Source organism: Streptomyces endophytica (genome assembly GCF_026153355.1).
In the GTDB taxonomy this organism is placed as follows: domain Bacteria; phylum Actinomycetota; class Actinomycetes; order Streptomycetales; family Streptomycetaceae; genus Streptomyces; species Streptomyces endophytica.
This window is the reverse complement of sequence record NZ_CP110636.1, coordinates 5,142,977-5,158,807: the sequence shown is the minus strand read 5'-3', so window position 1 is coordinate 5,158,807 and position 15,831 is coordinate 5,142,977. Positions and strand designations below refer to the sequence as shown.

Genomic DNA, 15,831 nt, shown 5'->3' with positions numbered 1-15,831 from the left:
CGGGGGCCGGCGGTCACAGCTCGCCGGCCAGGATCCGGGGCAGGGAGGTGCCCGGGCGTTCCTCGCTGGCCTGCCGGAAGACCTCCGTGTAGGCCCGGTCGCCGATCGCCGCGCGGGCCCGCTGCTCGCACTCCTCGCGGACCGCGCGCAGTTCCGGGGTGCCGCGCTGGGGGTGCCCGACGGTGCGCCAGAGGGCCTGGCCGCTGCCGTAGACCCGGGCGGCCGCGGCGCCGGCGCCCTGTGCGGCCAGCGCGGCGGCGAGCACGTCCAGGCCGAGCGCGATGCCGAACTTGTCGCCGATGCCCTGCTTGGCGGCGAGCATCGCCCGGGCGTGGCCGGCCGATTCCGCCGGCCGGCCCTGGAACAGCGAGATCAGGGAGAGCTGGTAGTCGGTGTAGGAGCGGGTCCAGTACTCGCCGCGTTCGACGCAGCCGCGGCGCAGTGCGGTGGCCTGGGCGCGGGCCTCGGCGAGCTTGCCGATGCCGGTCAGCGCGAAGATCCGTACCAGGTGGCAGCGCAGCCGCGCCGGTGAGTCGAAGGGGGCGTCCGGCGGTGGGCCGAGGACCTGGTCGGTGACGGCCTGGGCGGACATCGGGCGGCCGGCCATCAGGTGGGTGAGGCCGATGAGGTAGCCGGCCGCCAGCACCGCCTCGGCGTCGCGGGACGTCTGCGCGGCCCGCGCGCACTCCCGCCCGAGGGCGTCGGCCTGCGGCAGATCGCCCTGGAGGAGGACGGCGACGCCGAGCGCCCACAGGGCCCGGGTGCGGGCGCGGCTGGGCCCGTCGGCGGCGGCGAGGGCGCGGGAGAGGTAGTCGCGGGCCTCGTGCAGATGGCCGCAGCAGCTCCAGAAGAAGCCGACCGCGGCGCTGAGTTCCTGGGCCCGCTCGGGGGCGGTGACCAGCAGGTGGTCCAGTGCGGTGCACAGGTCGACGTGCGCGTCGGCGATCCTGCGGTACCAGCCGACCTGTCCGGGACCCAGCCAGGCCTGTTCGGCACGGCGGCCGTGGCCGACGAAGTACGCGGCGTGCCGGTCGGCGAGGGCGGGCGCCTCATCGAGCTCGCCGAGCCACATCCGGCCGTACTCGCGCAAGGTGTCGAGCATGCGGAAGCGGCCGCCCTCGCGGGCGAGCACGGACTTGGCGGCCAGACCGGTCAGGGCGGTGTGCACCTCCGCCTCGGTGAGCGGCCCGCCGGTGCACACCGCGCCGGCCGACTCCATGTCGAAGGTGCCGCGGAAGACGGAGAGCCGGGCCCACAGCAGCCGCTCCAGGGGGGTGCAGAGTTCGTGACTCCAGCCGATGGTGCAGCGCAGGGTGCGGTGGCGGGGCGGCAGCGGCAGCCCTTCGCCGGTGTCGAGGGTGTCGAAGCGGGTGGCCAGCCGCTCCGCGATCCGTTCGACGGAGCTGGTGGCCAGCTGCGCGCCGGCCAGCTCCAGGGCGAGCGGGATGCCTTCGAGGCGCCGGCAGATGACGTCGGCGGTGGCGGCGTGGGCGGGGTCGGTGAGGACGAGGCCGGGCGCGGCGGTGCCGGCCCGGTCGGTGAGCAGGGTCAGGGCGTCGTTGTCGCCGGTGCAGGGCAGCGGCCCGATCTCGGTGACGCGTTCGCCGTCGAGGCCGAGCGGCTGCCGGCTGGTGACCAGCACGGTCACGCCGGGCGCGGCCGTCAGCAGGTCGCCGAGCAGGTCCCGGCTGGCGGCCACGAGGTGTTCGCAGGAATCCAGCACCAGCAGCAGCCGTTTGTCGGTGAGCCAGGAGCACAGCGCGGCGGCCGGGGTGCGCGCGGTGTGGTCGGCGAGCCCGACGGCGTCGCAGACCGTGGCCAGCAGCCGCCCCTCGCCCTGTAACGGCCACAGATCGGCCCAGCCGACCCCGTCGGGGAACCGCGGTGCCGCCGCCCGGGCCGCCCTGACGGCGACCCGGGTCTTGCCCACCCCACCGGGCCCGGTCAGGGTGACCAGCCGGTGTGCCGCCAACTCCTGGTCGATCCGCTCCAGTTCGCTCCGCCGTCCGACGAAGCTGGTCGACTCCTCGGGAATGCTGCTCGCCACGGGGCCAGTGTGCCCCAGCTTCGGCCCGGGTGGCGTGGGGTGGCGTGGTGGTCCGGGGTGCGCGGGGTTGACGCCGGGCGGAAGCGGCGGCAGGGGTCAGGGCGTGACCACCGGGAACGCCGGGTCCGGGGTGGTGGCGAGGGCGAGGAGGTTGCGGAGGGGGCCGGGTTCGACGCGCGGGGCGGCCTCGGTGGCGGCGCGGGGGGTGAGGAGGTCGAGGAGCTGGGGCCTGGTGAGGGTGAGCGTGAGGTCGGGGACGCCGTCGGCGGAGGGGGCCGGCGCGCCGGGGGAAGCGCGGTGGGTGAGGGCGCCGTTGGAGAGGGTCAGCCGCCAGGTGCGGTCCTCGTCGGGGAGGTAGAGGTCGAGGGTGAGCGCGGTGTACCAGGCGCGCGGGCCGTCGATGCGCAGGGCCAGCGAGTCCAGGAGCTGGTCGACGGTGAGCGCCCGGGTGAGGTCGGGTGCGGCGGTGGCGTCCCCGATGTCGTCCCGGGCGGCGGGGGCGCCGCGCAGTTCGCCCGCACCGGTGAGGTAGACGTTGCGCCAGACGGCGTTCTCCGCGCCGTGGCCCAGGCGTTCGTAGACCTGGGCGAGTGCGCGGCGGGCCGGTACGTTGTCCGGGTCGGCGAAGACGGCGTGGTTGAGGAGGGTCGCGGCGAACCGCAGGTCGCCGTCGGCCGCGTACTGCTTGCCGGCGTCCACGGTGGCCTCGACGCCGCCGAGGGCGTGGACGTAGCGCCGGGCCTGTTCGGCCGGCGGGTGCTCCCACAGATGGGCGGGGTTGCCGTCGAACCAGCCCAGGTGGCGCTGGCTGACCGCCTTGACGTGGTCGCTGACCGAGCCGTAGTAGCCGTGGTGGGACCACACCCGCGCGAGGGCCGGCGGCAGCCGCAGCTGTTCGGCGATCTCGGGGCCGGTGTACCCGGCATTGAGCAGCCGGACGGTCTGGTCGTGCAGGTAGGCGTACAGGTCGCGCTGACCGGCGAGGAGGGCCCGGATGCGGTCCTTGCCCCAGGTCGGCCAGTGGTGCGAGGCGAAGGCGACCTCGGTCCCGTCGCCGAAGAGGGCGAGCGCCTCGTCGAGGTGGCGGGCCCAGGCCCGGCTGTCGCGGACCGCCCCGCCGTACAGCGGCAGGACGGTGTGCAGGGTGTGGGTGGCGTTCTCGGCCAGGCAGAGCGCCCGGTGCGCGGGGAAGCCGAAGTTCATCGCGGCGGGGGCCTCGGCGTCCGGGGTGAGCTGGAAGACCAGGTGGACGCCGTCCAGGATCTCCTCCTGGCCGGTGCGGGTGATGTCCACGGTCGGCGGGATCAGGGTGCGGGTGCCGGTGGACCGGGTGGTGCCGAGCCCGCAGCCGATCTGGCCGTCCGGTCCCTTCGGCAGCGCGGTGCCGTAGGTGAAGGCCGCGCGCCGGGACCTCGCGGGCCCGGCGTCGAGGTGCTCGCCGACCGCGTGGGCGAGGAAGCCGGCCGGGGCGAGGACCGGTACGGGGTCGTGCCCGGCGGGGACGACGCCGCCGGCGCCACCGAAGTGGCCGGCGTGCGAGTGGGTGTAGATCAGCCCGGTGACCGGCCGGTCGCCGCGGTACTTGCGGTAGAGCTCCAGGGCCGCGGCGGCGGTCTCGGCGGAGAGCAGCGGGTCGACGACGACGACGCCGTGGTCGCCCTCGACCAGCGTCATGTGGGCCAGGTCCAGGCCGCGGGCCTGGTAGATGCCGTCGGTGACCTCATAGAGGCCCTGGCGGCCGACCAGCCTGCCCTGCCGCCAGAGGCCCTCGTGGGCGGTGTCGGGGCAGTTCTGGGCCAGGAATCCGTAGGCCGCGGCGTCCCAGACCGGCCGGCCGTCGTCCGTGGTGATCCGCGGCGGGTCGAGCTCGGCGATGAAGCCGCGGTCGGCGTCGGCGAAGTCTTCGTGGTCATCGACGGGTGCAGCGGTCACGGGGCGCTCCCTCTCCGGGGCGGCGGCGGGCCGAAGGCTCCTGCCCCACACGTTCGATTTAACCGGCTTTGTCCGGGTGGCGCATGCCTGCCCCCACGGCGGCCGGGGGGCTTCGGCGCGGCCAACGGCGTTATGGGCAGGGCCGGGCAGGGCACAACAACGCAGGTGGGGTCCTCTCCGGGTGCGGCAATTCGGCCGGCCGGGGCGGGCCCGCCCCGAATCTTCCGGGAGGGGAGGGACGCCCTCTGTCCCCGTACGACGACCGCGCCTTCGGTGAGCTCGCCGAGTCGTTCCGGCACCATGCCGTTCCGTACGCCCGCCCCCGCACTCCACCCCGTCCCGGGTTCCGGGGTACGGCCTGGCTGCTGCCCGCCGCCGCGGCCGGCAGCCTGGCCGCCGGGATCCTGCTGGCGCACGCCCTCCTCCTGGCGGGCGGGCTGGTCCTGGCGGGGCTGTCCGGGCACCTCGCGGCGGGCCGGCGCGGGCGGCGCCGGTAAGGGGCGCCGGACCCGGGGGCGGCGCACGGCCGCCGGCCGGCCTGCCCGGGGAAGGGCAGACGGACCGGCGGTCACTCATTGCGGCCCGGTGGGCAGCGCGTCAGGTGGTGCGCCGCTTCGATGCCGCCATGACGCACAGGGCGCCCAACAGGAACGTCAGAGCACCGATGACGATGTTGTTCCAGATGACGCCCGCGTCCGCGCCACGGCCCACGATCCAGGGCGCGATGATCATCCACACGCCGATCGCGCACATCGCGCCGCTCAGCCCGTACATCCGCGCCGGGGTCACGGTGAAGCCGACCGCCAGCAGGCCGATCGCGATCCCGACGATGAGGTTGTGCGTCGCGAGGCTGGGCTGTGCCAGCGAGTAGTGGACGATCCACGGTGAGGCAGCGCAGTACAGGCCGACGAGGAAGACCGGACCGTCGACAAGTACCACATCACGCCCGCCGAGCACCCGCTCGTATCGGGCCTGCATCTCTGAAGCATCGGGGTGACCTGCGAGATCTCCCCTGGGGTGTGAGACGTCGGCCATGCGACTCGCCTCCTTCGCTCGCAAGTCTGGCCGTTATCGCGTGGCATCGGGCCACGGTTTCATTCTGCGCTTATGTCGCCTTTATGTGTAGATGAAGCAGCAGGTGAATTTTGAACGGGTACGGTCAGCTTCTCGCCCCGGGACCGTCCGGCTTCCCGCAGGTCAGCTTCCCGCCCCGCGGTCCAGCGCCCGGCCCAGACCCAGATTCCAGCGACCGCCCCGCCCGCTCAGCTCCGTCACGGTCAGCGGCGCCACGTCCAGCCGCCAGAACGCGTCCGCGGGCACCCGCAGCGCACACACCGCGGCGGCCCGCACCACGTCCGGTTCCACGACCGCCACCACCCGCCCGGCGTCCAGTGCCATCCGGGTCAGCCAGGTCGCGACCCGGTCGCAGAGCTGCCGCAGCGACTCCCCGCCGTGCCCGGCGAAGTCCGGATCGGACAGCCAGGCGGTGACCCCGAGCGGCTCCGTTTCGGCCACCTCCGCAAGGGTCCGTCCCCGCCACTCCCGATCGCGCAGCCCGCCAGCTCCGGCACCGGCCCGGCCGGCAACCCGAGCTCCTCCGCGGTGCGCCGGCAGCGCACGGAGGGCGAGGCGAAGACCCGGCCGGTGACCGGCAGCGCCCCCGCGGCGGCCCGGGCCCGCCGCAGTCCGGCCGCGTGCGGCGGGCAGTCGTCGTCGAAGCGCACCTCGCGCTGGGCGTCGCCCGCGGCCGGTGAGACCAGCATCACCCGAGTTGTCATGCTCTCTTCTTTCCTTCGTTCCCGAGACGCCAACACACCACTCCGACACGGGAGTTGACCGGCCGATGCGCCCCGGTCCGCACCCGTCCGCCCCCCGTACGGTCTTGGCCGGGTGGCCGGATCGCGGTACGTTCACCGGTGCTTGACGACGGCATGACGGAAGCCGGTGGGATCCCGGCGCGGTCGCGCCACTGTATGTCCGGTTCTTTATCAGCCCGCCAGGGGCCGGTACCGGACGAGCCAGACCCGCATGTCGTGACGCACTCCCATTTACCGGGGACGCGAGTTCCCCCAACAGGAGGTCATGCCATGGCTTCGTCCATCGCACCGCCGGCCGCCGGCACCACCACCCCCGCCCCGCTCCCGCTGAAGGCGATCGCCCCCTGGGCACTGTTCGCCGGTGTGCTGATGCTGGTCCTGCTGTACTTCGTCGGCGCGGAGCAGGGCGCCACCTCGCTGCTGTCCGGTTCGGACGTCCACGAATGGCTGCACGACGGGCGCCACCTCCTCGGTTTCCCCTGCCACTGACCCGGGCGGCCGCAGCCATGAACTCCCTCACCGTCAGAACCCTGCTCGTGCGCGGCATGATCGCCGGCCTCGCCGCCGGCGGGTTCGCGCTCCTCGTCGCCTACCTGCTGGGCGAACCGAGGATCGACGCCGCCATCGCCTTCGAGGAGGCACACAGCCACGAACACGAGATGGAAGTGGTCAGCCGTGGACTGCAGTCCACGGCCGGCCTCGCCACCGGCGTCCTGGTCTACGGCGTGGCACTGGGCGGGATCGCCGCCCTGGCCTTCTGCTTCGCCCTGGGGCGGGTCGGCCGGTTCGGGGCGCGCGCCACGGCCCTGCTGCTCTCCGGGGCGGCGCTGGTGGCCGGTTACGTCGTGCCGTTCCTGAAGTACCCGGCGAACCCGCCGTCGGTCGGCGACCCCGACACCATCGGCAAGCGCACCGCCCTGTATTTCCTGATGATGCTGCTCGGCGTCCTGCTGGCCGTCGCCGCCACGATCCTGGGCCGGCGGCTGGCTCCGAAGCTGGGCAACTGGTACGCGACGGTGGCCGCCGTCGCCGCCTTCGCGGTCGCCGTCGGGCTCGCCTATGCGTTCCTGCCGGCCGTCGACGAGGTGCCCGACGGCTTCTCCCCCGCTGCTGTGGCAGTTCCGGCTGTCGGCACTCGCCGTCCAGCTGGTGCTGTGGTCCGCCTTCGGGCTGGTCTTCGGGCATCTGGCGGAACGCGTCGTCGCGCCGCGGCCGGCCACCGAGCCGGCCGGGGCGGTGTCCGTCGCCTCCTGATCCGGATCGCCTCCCGGTCCGGAGCATCCACCGCACCACCGGTCCGGGGCCCGCGAGCACTCCTCGCGGGCCCCGGACCTGGTGCGCCCGGACCGTTTGCGGGCATGACCGTGCGTCAGAGCTGGCCCGGGATCCCGTCGAGGTGCGGCAGGTCGTGGTCGAGGCGCTCGCGCTTGGTGCGGAGATAGCGGATGTTCTCCGCCTGCGGCTCGGCCAGCAGCGGGACGCGTTCGGTGACGGTGATGCCGTACCGCAGCAACGCGGCGCGCTTGCGCGGGTTGTTGGACAGCAGCCGTACCGCGCGGACGCCGAGGTCGTCGAGGATCTGCGCGGCGGCGCGGTACTCCCGGGCGTCGACCGGGAGGCCGAGCGCGATGTTCGCCTCGACGGTGTCCAGCCCCTCCTCCTGGAGCTGCATCGCGCGGAGCTTGGCCAGCAGGCCGATGCCCCGGCCCTCGTGGCCCTGGAGGTAGACCAGCACTCCGCGCCCGGCCGCCGCTATCGCGCGCAGCGCCGCGGACAACTGATCACCGCATTCGCAGTGCCGGGACGCGAAGGCGTCCCCGGTCAGGCACTCCGAATGCACCCGGGTCAGCACCGGTTCGCCGGTGACCTCGCCGTACACCAGCGCCACGTGCTCGGTTCCGCTGGGCCGGTCGAGATAGCCGACCGCCCGGAACTCCCCGTAGGCGGTGGGCAACCGGACCGACACCGCCCGCGCCACACCGGGCAGCGGGCGGGCCGTATCGGGGGCGACGGCGAGGTCATGACCGGGGCGGGGGCCGCACAGGGCGTCGGGGTCCGTCATGGCGCGATGGTACCCACGGGGGTCGGAACCCGACAGCGATCACTCAGATACATGACAAGTATGCTGCGGCACCCGCGTCCCGACCGGCTCCCGGCGAGCCGACCGACGAAAGGCGGACCGATCCCGATGACCGCTCCCCCGCAACCGCCGATGCCCACCGGGCTGTTGCCGGCCGACACCACCGAGGACGTCCGGCGGCGGCGGCCGCGGCTGGCGGTGCTGCCGATCGGCAGCTTCGAACAGCACGGCCCGTTCCTGCCGTTGACCACGGACACGGTCATCGCCTGCACCGTCGCCCGGGAGGTGGCCGCGGCCCATGACGTCCTGCTGCTGCCACCGCTGACCGTCTCCTGTTCCCAGGAGCACGCCGCCTGGCCGGGCACGGTCAGCATCTCGGCGCGGACGCTGCACGCGGTCGTCACGGACCTCGCCGATTCGCTGCTCCGGTCCGGGATCGGGGCGCTGGTCCTGGTCAACGGCCACGGCGGCAACTACGTGCTGCGCAACGTGGTGCAGGAATCCGCCGGACGCCGCATGCGGATGGCGCTGTTCCCCGGCACCGCCGACTGGGACGCGGCCCGCGACCGGGCCGGGATACGCACCTCCGCGCACAGCGACATGCACGCGGGCGAGCTGGAGACCTCGATCCTGCTGCACGCCCATCCGGAACTGGTCAAGGACGGCTACGCCGGCGCGGATTGCCCGGCCGACGACCGCCGGCACCTGCTGACGCTGGGGCTGTCGGCGTACACCACGTCCGGTGTCGTCGGCCGCCCCTCGCTCGCCTCCGCCGACAAGGGCCGGGAGCTGCTGGCCGGGCTGACCGAGGCGTTCGCCGAGTACGTGGCGCTGCTGGGTACGGGGGCGGACGCCGATGACTGAGGTGCTGGGGACCGCGGAGGCGTGGCAGCGGCTGCGGCGGATCCGTACGGAGGAGCAGGCCCGGGCCGCCGGGCTGGTGCGGGACGGCGACGGCCGGCCGCGCTGGGAGGAGCCCGCCTCGGCCGGTGCCGCGGAGCTCGCCGAGCGCTATCTGCCGCTCTGCCTGGCCGGGCCACGGGTGGCGTTCGGGCAGTTGGGGCAGAGCCTGGACGGCTTCGTGGCGACCCGCACCGGCGACGCCGACTACGTCACCGGGACGGCCGACCGCCGCCATCTGCACCGGCTGCGGGCGCTCGCCGACGCCGTGCTGGTCGGGGCGGGCACGGCCGTGGCGGACGACCCCCGGCTGACCGTACGGGCCTGTCCCGGCGACAACCCGGTGCGGGTGGTGCTCGATCCGCGCGGCCGGGTGCCGCACGGCAGCGGGGTGTTCACGGACCGGGCCGCGCCGACGCTGTGGGTGGTGGGGCCGGACGCCGCGGTGGAGCCGGACGTCCCGGGCGACGGGGTCGAGGTGCTCCGGCTGCCCGACGCGGCGGCGTTCGCGCCGTCACGGCTGCTCGCGGCCCTGGCGCGCCGCGGCCTGGGCCGGGTGCTGATCGAGGGCGGCGGGGTGACCGTGTCGCGGTTCGTGCGGGCCGGTGCGCTGGACCGGCTGTACCTCACCGTCGCGCCGGTACTGATCGGGGACGGCGTGCCCGGGCTGCGGTTCCCCGGGACGACGGTGATGCGCGAGGCGCTCCGGCCGCCGCTGCGGCGCAGCCTGCTCGGGGAGGACACCCTCTTCGAGATGGAGCTGCGGACGGCCGGCGCGGAGGGCGGCGCCCCACCGGACGCACAGGACCACGACGCCGGGCAGGCTCGCGGCGAAGGCGAGGACGCCGTAGACGACGGCGGTGGCCAGGCCCTGCGCGGCGCCCAGCCCGGCCGCGCCGAAGGCCCAGGCGGCGACGCCCTCGCGGGGGCCCCAGCCGCCGACGTTGAGCGGCAGCGCCATCGCCAGCAGGGCGAGGACCACCAGCGGCACCAGCTCGGCGGTCGGCGCGGTGACGCCGGCGACCCGGGCGGCCAGGACGAACGTGGCGAGGTAGCCCGCGAGGACCACCGCGGAGGAGAGCGCGACACCGGACCGGACGCCGGGGGCGCCGAGGCCCTGGCGCGCCTCGGTCAGGAAGGTGCCGAGGGCGCGCCGGACGCGTGAGGTGCCGGGGCGGCGTCGCAGCCACCCGGCGAGGACGAGCGCCGCGGCGCCCACCGCGACGGCGACCGCGGCGGCGCCGGGTGTGGCCAGGGCGCGGACGACCGGTGCCAGGACCGGTGACGGCCGGGCGAGCAGCACCACGGCGCCGGCGACCACCAGCACCAGCTGGCCGGCGGTGCGTTCCAGGACCACCGCCCGCACCCCGCGGCCCAGGTCGCCGGAGGCCCGGCCGTGCCCCACCGCACGGTGGACGTCGCCCAGGACGCCGCCGGGCAGCGCCGCGTTGAGGAACAGCGCCCGGTAGTAGTCGGCGACCGCCCGGCCCAGCGGCAGCCGCAGGCCCAGCCCGCGGGCCACCAGGCACCAGCGCCAGGCGCTGCCGAGGGTGGTCAGCAGGCCGAGGGCGAGGGCCGCGAGCAGCGCTTCGGCGTCGATCCGGCGCAGCCCGTCCAGGAAGGCGCCGGAACCCAGGTGCCACACCAGGGCCGCCAGGATGCCCGCGCCCGCGAGCAGCCGCAGCAGCGCCCAGCAGCGCCGGTTCATCCCCCGTCCCCGGACGGCGGACCGGGCAGTGCCAGCAGGTCGGTGTGGTGCAGGGTCACGCCCAGTTCGCCCGCCGCGCACTCCTCCAGCCGGCGTTCCAGATAGGCCGTCGCCTCCGGTGCCAGCGCGGGCCGCTGGGCCTGTGCGGCGCCGACCCAGCCGCGCAGCCATTCGGCGGTCAGCGCGGACTCCGCGCAGCCGAGTCGCCAGGGGCTGGACCGCAACCGCACCGTCCAGCCGTGCCGTTCGAACGCCGTGACCGCCGCCGCGACCGCGTCCGGGCCGAGCAGCCCGCGGCCGCCTTCGGTACGGCGCTGGTGGTCGTTGAAGGCGCCGGCCAGCTCCCCGTCGAGCGGGTCGGGCGGGGTCAGCTCCACCCGCCCGGAGACCGAGAGCGCCAGCAGGACCGGGCAGCCGGCACCGGCACAGGCCGCGGCGAGCGCCTCGATCTCGTCGAGGGTGAGCAGGTCCAGCAGGGCGGATCCGGTGACCAGGGAGGTCCCGGCGAGGTCGGCGTCGGTGAGGGCGGTCAGGTCGCCGCGCTCGGTGGTGGCCGTGACGGGCGTGCCGTCGGCGGCCGTTGCGGGCATCCGGGAGCCGGCCTCGGCGAGCAGCACGGGGTCGTGGTCGTGCAGGATCCAGCGCTGCGGACCGGGCAGCCGGACGGCGAGCCAGCGCGCCATGGAGCCGGTGCCGCAGCCCAGGTCCCGGATGGTCAGACCGGGCGGGCCGGGCCGTCCGGCCAGCGCTCTGCGCAGCGGGCGGAGGAGTTCGGGGGCCCGGGCCGCGGCGTCGGCGCGTTCGCGCAACTCCAGCCAGCGGGGGGCGAATCGGGGGCTGCCGACGGCGGTCATCGGCTGCTCCGGGGCTCGTGCCGAAGCCGTTCCAGCGCTTCGGCCAGGCTGTGCGACGTCATCTCCCACCCCTCCAGCATGGCACGCCGTCCGCGCGCGGCTTCCCTCAGCCGGTGCCGCAGCGCACGGTCCGCCAGCCAGTCGCGCAGGGCGCCGGAGAGCGCCGCGGGCTCCCCGGAGGGGACGAGCAGGCCGGGCGGGGTGCCGTCGGGGGCCCGTCCGAGGGCCTCCGGTACGCCGTCGACGGCCGTGGCCAGAACGGGAATTCCGCGCGCCAGCGCCTCGGTGATCACCATGCCGTAGGTCTCGGCGTACGAGGCGAGGACCAGCAGGTCGGCGGCGGCGTAGTGCGCGGCCAGCTCGGCACCGGTCCGTGGTCCGGCGAAGTGGACCCGGTCGCCGATGCCCAACTCACCCACCTGTGCGTGCAGTTGAGCGGCGTAGCCGGGGTCGCCGCCGGGGCCGCCGACGAAGGTGCAGTGCCAGGGCGGATCGGTGATGGTCGCCAGGGCGTCGAGCAGCCGGCGCTGCCCCTTGCGCGGGGTGAGCGCGGCGACGCAGAGCAGCGCGGTGCCGGCGTCGGTGCCGGGGGCGAGCGGTGCGGGGTCGGTCCCGGGCCGGGCGAGGTGCACGCGGGCGGGCGGCAGGTGGTGGTGGGCGGTGATCCGGCCGGCGGCCCAGGCGCTGGTGGCCACGACGGCGCCGGCGGCGTGCAGGGCGCGGCGTTCGCGGGCGTCCAGGTCGGCCGCGTCGCGGGGGGCGAGCCCGGTCTCGTCGGCGAGCGGCAGGTGGACGAGGACGGCGAGCCGCAGCCGGGCGGCCTCGGGCTCCAGGACCTCGGGGACGCCGCAGCCGACCAGCCCGTCGAGGAGGACCACCGCGCCGTCGGGCCGGGCCGCCAGCACCCGGGCCAGTTCCGCGCGGTCGGCGGCGCCCGGCCGCGGCCAGGTGCCGGGCAGGGCGTACGGGCGCACCCGCCACCCCGCCGCCGGGAGGCCCTGGCACACCCGGCGGTCGTAGGTGTTGCCGCCGCTGGGCACCGCCGGGTCGTCGACGCCGCCGGGCAGGACGACGTGCACCGTCCGCTCCCCCGCCGGGGCGGCGCCGGGGGTCACAGCGCGCGCTCGTAGCTGGCCCAGGCGATGTGCGATTCGTGCAGGGTGACCGATATGCCGGTCAGTTCGCGGGCGCCCTCACCGAGGTTGCCGGCGTGCACGCGATCGGCGAGCCGGTCGGCGATGACCTTGGCCAGCGCCTCCGTCGAGGTGTTGGTGCCGGCGAAGGCGGGCTCGTCGTCGAGGTTGCGGTAGTTCAGCTCGCCGACCACGCCGGCGAGTTCCTGGGTGGCCAGGCCGATGTCGACGACGATGTTGTCGGCGTCGAGCTCGGGCCGGCGGAAGGTGGCGTCCACGATGAACGTCGCGCCGTGGAGCCGCTGCGCGGGGCCGAACACGGCACCGCGGAAGCTGTGCGCGACCATCAGGTGATCGCGGACGGTGATGCTGAACAAGGCCGTTCCTCCGGTGTGATGTCGGTCTCAGTGACGGTGTGGTGGGGGGGCGGATCCGGGCCGGCGCGCGGCGCCTACCGGCCGTCCGGCGGTGCGTACCGGATGCGGTGGCAGAGCGCCGGGAGGTCGCCGGAGGCGAGCCGGGGCAGCACCTGCGGCAGCTCCTCGAAGGCTGACTCCCGGTGATCAGCGCGTCGAAGGCGGGATCGGCGAGGAGTTCGAGGGCCAGCGCCATCCGGTCCGCGTAGCCGCGGCGGGCCCGCCGGGCCGGGGAGACGGTGCCGACCTGGCTGCTGCGCACGACCAGCCGGCGGGAGTGGAACGCCTCGCCCAGCGGCAGGCTGACCCGCCGGTCGCCGTACCAGCTCAGCTCCAGGACGGTGCCCTCCGGCGCGAGCAGTTCGAGGGCGCGGGCCAGGCCTTCCTCGGTGGCGCTGGCGTGCACCACGAGGTCGCAGTCGCCCCGGGCGTCGGCGGGCAGCGCGAAGTCCACGCCGAGGGCCTCGGCGGTGGCGGCGCGGCCGGGATCGGCGTCGACCAACTGCACCCGCACCGCCGGGTAACGGGCGAGGAGGGCGGCCACACTGCATCCGACCATGCCGCCGCCGATCACCGCGATCCGGTCGCCGATCAGCGGCCCGGCGTCCCAGAGGGCGTTGACCGCGGTCTCGACGGTGCCGGCGAGGACGGCGCGGGCGGCGGGCACGGTGTCCGGTACGGGGGTGACGGCGTGGGCCGGGACGACGTAGTGCGTCTGGTGCGGGTACAGGCAGAAGACCGTGCGGCCGCGCAGCGCGGGCGGTCCCTCCTCGACGACACCGACGTTGAGGTAGCCGTATTTGACCGGCGCGGGGAAGTCGCCCTCCTGGTAGGGCGCCCGCATCGCCGTGTGCTGGCTCTCCGGCACCCCGCCGCGGAAGACCAGGGTCTCGGTGCCGCGGCTCACCCCGGACCAGAGCGTGCGCACCAGCACCTCGTCGGGACCGGGCCGGGACAGCTCCGCCGGCCGGATCCCGCCCTGCCCTGGGGCGTTTGTCCAAAAGGCACAAGCGGCGCGCGGCAACGGGATCCTCCTGGACGCTACGGCGAGGAGTCCTCGATGCTGGGGATCAAGGACGCCGTCACCCTACGCGGCGCCCCCCGACTCCGCCACAGGTCAAAGGAGGCATGGTGGCCGTACAAGGGCACTACGACACAAGAGCCTTGGGGCCGGACACCACGGCGGGCATGGGCGTGCAGCTGCTGGTGCTGGAGGTGTTGTGCCGGGTGGTCGGGCTGGGCACCGCGGGGTGGCTGACGGGTTCCGCGTTCGCGGTGGTGACCTGGGCGGTGCTCACGCTGGCGCTGCGCCGGTCGTGGTCCGGTCCGTTCGGGCCGGCGAACCGCGTCACGCTGGCCCGGGCGATCCTGGTGGGCGGGGTGACCGCGCTGGTCGCGGACTCCTTCGACCGGCGGGCCCCGGTCGCGGTGCTGACCGCGCTGGCCACGGTGGCGCTGATCCTGGACGCGGTGGACGGCCAGGTGGCCCGGCGCACCGACACGGCGACGCGGCTGGGGGCGCGCTTCGACATGGAGGTCGACGCGTTCCTGATCCTCGTGCTGTGCGTGTACGTCGCGATGCCGCTGGGCGTCTGGGTCCTGGCCATCGGTCTGATGCGGTACGCGTTCGTCGCGGCGTCCTGGGCGTGGCCGTGGTTGCGCGGTGAGCTGCCGCCGAGCATGGCCCGGAAGACGGTGGCCGCGCTGCAGGGCATCGTGCTGGTGGTGGCCGGTGCCGGGATCGTGCCGCGGGAGGTGGCCGGCGCTGCGGTGGCCGGCGCGCTGGCGCTGCTGGTGTGGTCGTTCGGACGGGACGTCAGGTGGCTGTGGCGGGCCCGGCCGGGGACCCGGGGAGCGACCCCTACGTGCCCGCGTGCCGTCCCAGATAGACGACCAGCGCGAGAAAGAGCAGCAGCAGGTTCGTGACGAGGACGGAGAGCAGGACCCGGCGCAACAGGCCGGTGCGCGGCGCCCGGTGGGTGATCAGTACGGCGCCGGGCAGCCGGGCCAGCTGGAGGCCCGGGCGGAGCGCGGTGGTGCGCGGGCGCCGGACGCCGCAGCGCGGGGAGGCGTGGTGACGGGCGGTCGGCTGGGGGCAGCCGCGGCCGTGTCCGTGGGGGCGGCGCAACGGCCCCCGGGCCGGCGGGCGCCCGCGGCAGGGCCGGCCGGCACCCGGGCCGGAGGGCGCCGGTATGCAGGTGCGGGAGCGGACCGCCCGCCAGGGCGGCGGTCCCTTGCGCCGTGCTGCGCCGGACATCGCGCTCACCCGGTCCCGGTGGGGTGTGACCGGGCGCCGCTCATGTCCGCGCCCCTGCCCGGCCCGCACCGCGGGTCTGGTGTGCCCGTACCGACTCGGCGAAACCGCCCACGCATGGTCCTCCGCGTTCAGGCCGCACGGCCGTCGCGTCATCTGTTGAATTGCGGATTTCTGCAACTGTAGACGACGGGGGTGCCCGACCTGAATGGGTGGGCCGGACAAACCGGGTGCGCTCCCGGCGCGCAATCCCGGTGGACAGGCCCGGGACCTCCGCAGACACTGACGCGCATGAGCTCACTGATACGGCACATCACCGTCGACTGCACCGATGCCCACCGGCTGGCGACCTTCTGGGCCGAGGTGCTGGGCGGTGCGCTGGCCGAGGACGACTTCCCGGGGGATCCGGAGGCCACGGTCCGCACCGCGGCCGGTGCGCTGCTGTTCGTCGCGGTGCCCGAGGCCAAAGCCGGGAAGAACCGGCTGCATCTGGATCTGCAGCCGCAGGACCGCGGCCGCGACGAGGAGGTCGAGCGGCTGCTGGCGCTCGGCGCGACCCTGGTCGCCGACCACCGCCGGCCCGACGGGACGGGGTGGGCGACGATGGCCGACATCGAGGGCAACGAGTTCTGCGTGGAGCGCAGCGCGGCGGAACGCGCCGGCTGAGGCGGGCGGTCAACTCCCTTGCGT

The 15,831-nt window shown here is 75.2% G+C and carries 14 protein-coding genes and 4 pseudogenes; 7 read left to right on the top strand and 11 right to left on the bottom strand.

The genetic code is table 11. The annotated features are described in order from the left end of the window. Positions 1-13: 13 nt before the first annotated feature. Positions 14-2,047 (bottom strand): ATP-binding protein, encoded by a 2,034-nt coding sequence (locus OJ254_RS23055; protein ID WP_265363854.1) that lies wholly within the window; start codon positions 2,045-2,047, stop codon positions 14-16. Positions 2,048-2,143: 96 nt separating this feature from the next. Beyond that, entirely contained in the window at positions 2,144-3,979 is a 1,836-nt protein-coding gene (locus OJ254_RS23050) for an alkyl/aryl-sulfatase (protein WP_265363853.1), read from the bottom strand. A gap of 83 nt (positions 3,980-4,062) precedes the next feature. Here OJ254_RS23050 and OJ254_RS23045 point away from each other — a divergent pair, with 83 nt between their 5' ends. Next, entirely contained in the window at positions 4,063-4,476 is a 414-nt protein-coding gene (locus OJ254_RS23045; protein ID WP_265363852.1) for a hypothetical protein, read from the top strand. A gap of 100 nt (positions 4,477-4,576) precedes the next feature. Here OJ254_RS23045 and OJ254_RS23040 read toward each other — a convergent pair whose 3' ends face one another. Beyond that, entirely contained in the window at positions 4,577-5,014 is a 438-nt protein-coding gene (locus OJ254_RS23040; protein WP_265363851.1) for an SPW repeat protein, read from the bottom strand. A 162-nt stretch (positions 5,015-5,176) separates the two neighbouring features. Further along, positions 5,177-5,757, bottom strand: a pseudogene (locus OJ254_RS23035) (histidine phosphatase family protein). A gap of 309 nt (positions 5,758-6,066) precedes the next feature. Here OJ254_RS23035 and OJ254_RS23030 point away from each other — a divergent pair. After that, positions 6,067-6,285: a CbtB-domain containing protein gene (locus OJ254_RS23030; RefSeq protein WP_261952916.1), complete on the top strand. Its 219-nt coding sequence runs from the start codon at positions 6,067-6,069 to the stop codon at positions 6,283-6,285. Positions 6,286-6,302: 17 nt separating this feature from the next. Next, positions 6,303-7,050: pseudogene (locus OJ254_RS23025) on the top strand (CbtA family protein). A gap of 115 nt (positions 7,051-7,165) precedes the next feature. Here the strand turns inward: OJ254_RS23025 and ribA are convergent. After that, positions 7,166-7,858: a GTP cyclohydrolase II gene (gene ribA / locus OJ254_RS23020; protein WP_265363850.1), complete on the bottom strand. Its 693-nt coding sequence runs from the start codon at positions 7,856-7,858 to the stop codon at positions 7,166-7,168. Between the two features lie 126 nt (positions 7,859-7,984). Here ribA and OJ254_RS23015 point away from each other — a divergent pair, with 126 nt between their 5' ends. Both OJ254_RS23015 and OJ254_RS23010 read left to right on the top strand, forming a co-directional pair. Next, the gene (locus OJ254_RS23015) at positions 7,985-8,740 is read left to right on the top strand and encodes a creatininase family protein (RefSeq protein WP_265363849.1); all 756 of its coding nucleotides are present in this window, start codon (positions 7,985-7,987) and stop codon (positions 8,738-8,740) included. Further along, a pseudogene (locus OJ254_RS23010) lies at positions 8,733-9,377 on the top strand (RibD family protein); the annotation flags it as partial. The gene OJ254_RS23015 and the pseudogene OJ254_RS23010, both read left to right, overlap by 8 nt. Here OJ254_RS23010 and OJ254_RS23005 read toward each other — a convergent pair. The 5 genes and pseudogenes from OJ254_RS23005 to OJ254_RS22985 all read right to left on the bottom strand — a co-directional run bounded on the left by OJ254_RS23005 (position 9,291) and on the right by OJ254_RS22985 (position 13,911). Then, positions 9,291-10,484 carry a lysylphosphatidylglycerol synthase transmembrane domain-containing protein gene (locus OJ254_RS23005; protein ID WP_265363848.1) on the bottom strand — a complete coding sequence of 398 codons (1,194 nt, stop codon included), beginning with the start codon at positions 10,482-10,484 and terminating at the stop codon, positions 9,291-9,293. The pseudogene OJ254_RS23010 and the gene OJ254_RS23005 overlap by 87 nt on opposite strands. Next, positions 10,481-11,338, bottom strand: coding sequence for a class I SAM-dependent methyltransferase (locus OJ254_RS23000; RefSeq protein WP_265363847.1), 858 nt, complete (start codon positions 11,336-11,338; stop codon positions 10,481-10,483). Before OJ254_RS23000 ends, OJ254_RS23005 begins: the two co-directional genes overlap by 4 nt. Continuing rightward, on the bottom strand, positions 11,335-12,453 hold the full coding sequence (locus OJ254_RS22995) for a glycosyltransferase family 4 protein (protein ID WP_265363846.1): 1,119 nt from the start codon (positions 12,451-12,453) through the stop codon (positions 11,335-11,337). The genes OJ254_RS23000 and OJ254_RS22995 overlap by 4 nt, the downstream gene beginning before the upstream one ends. Next, entirely contained in the window at positions 12,450-12,848 is a 399-nt protein-coding gene (locus tag OJ254_RS22990; RefSeq protein WP_265363845.1) for a 6-pyruvoyl trahydropterin synthase family protein, read from the bottom strand. Before OJ254_RS22990 ends, OJ254_RS22995 begins: the two co-directional genes overlap by 4 nt. A gap of 74 nt (positions 12,849-12,922) precedes the next feature. Beyond that, positions 12,923-13,911, bottom strand: a pseudogene (locus OJ254_RS22985) (zinc-dependent alcohol dehydrogenase). A 107-nt stretch (positions 13,912-14,018) separates the two neighbouring features. Here OJ254_RS22985 and OJ254_RS22980 point away from each other — a divergent pair. Next, the gene (locus OJ254_RS22980) at positions 14,019-14,813 is read left to right on the top strand and encodes a CDP-alcohol phosphatidyltransferase family protein (protein ID WP_265365273.1); all 795 of its coding nucleotides are present in this window, start codon (positions 14,019-14,021) and stop codon (positions 14,811-14,813) included. Here OJ254_RS22980 and OJ254_RS22975 read toward each other — a convergent pair. Beyond that, a complete protein-coding gene (locus OJ254_RS22975; RefSeq protein ID WP_265363844.1) occupies positions 14,749-15,144 on the bottom strand; it encodes a hypothetical protein in 396 nt (131 codons plus the stop codon). The genes OJ254_RS22980 and OJ254_RS22975 overlap by 65 nt on opposite strands. A 288-nt stretch (positions 15,145-15,432) precedes the next feature. Here OJ254_RS22975 and OJ254_RS22970 point away from each other — a divergent pair, with 288 nt between their 5' ends. Next, positions 15,433-15,807: a VOC family protein gene (locus OJ254_RS22970; protein ID WP_265363843.1), complete on the top strand. Its 375-nt coding sequence runs from the start codon at positions 15,433-15,435 to the stop codon at positions 15,805-15,807. Positions 15,808-15,831 lie beyond the last annotated feature (24 nt).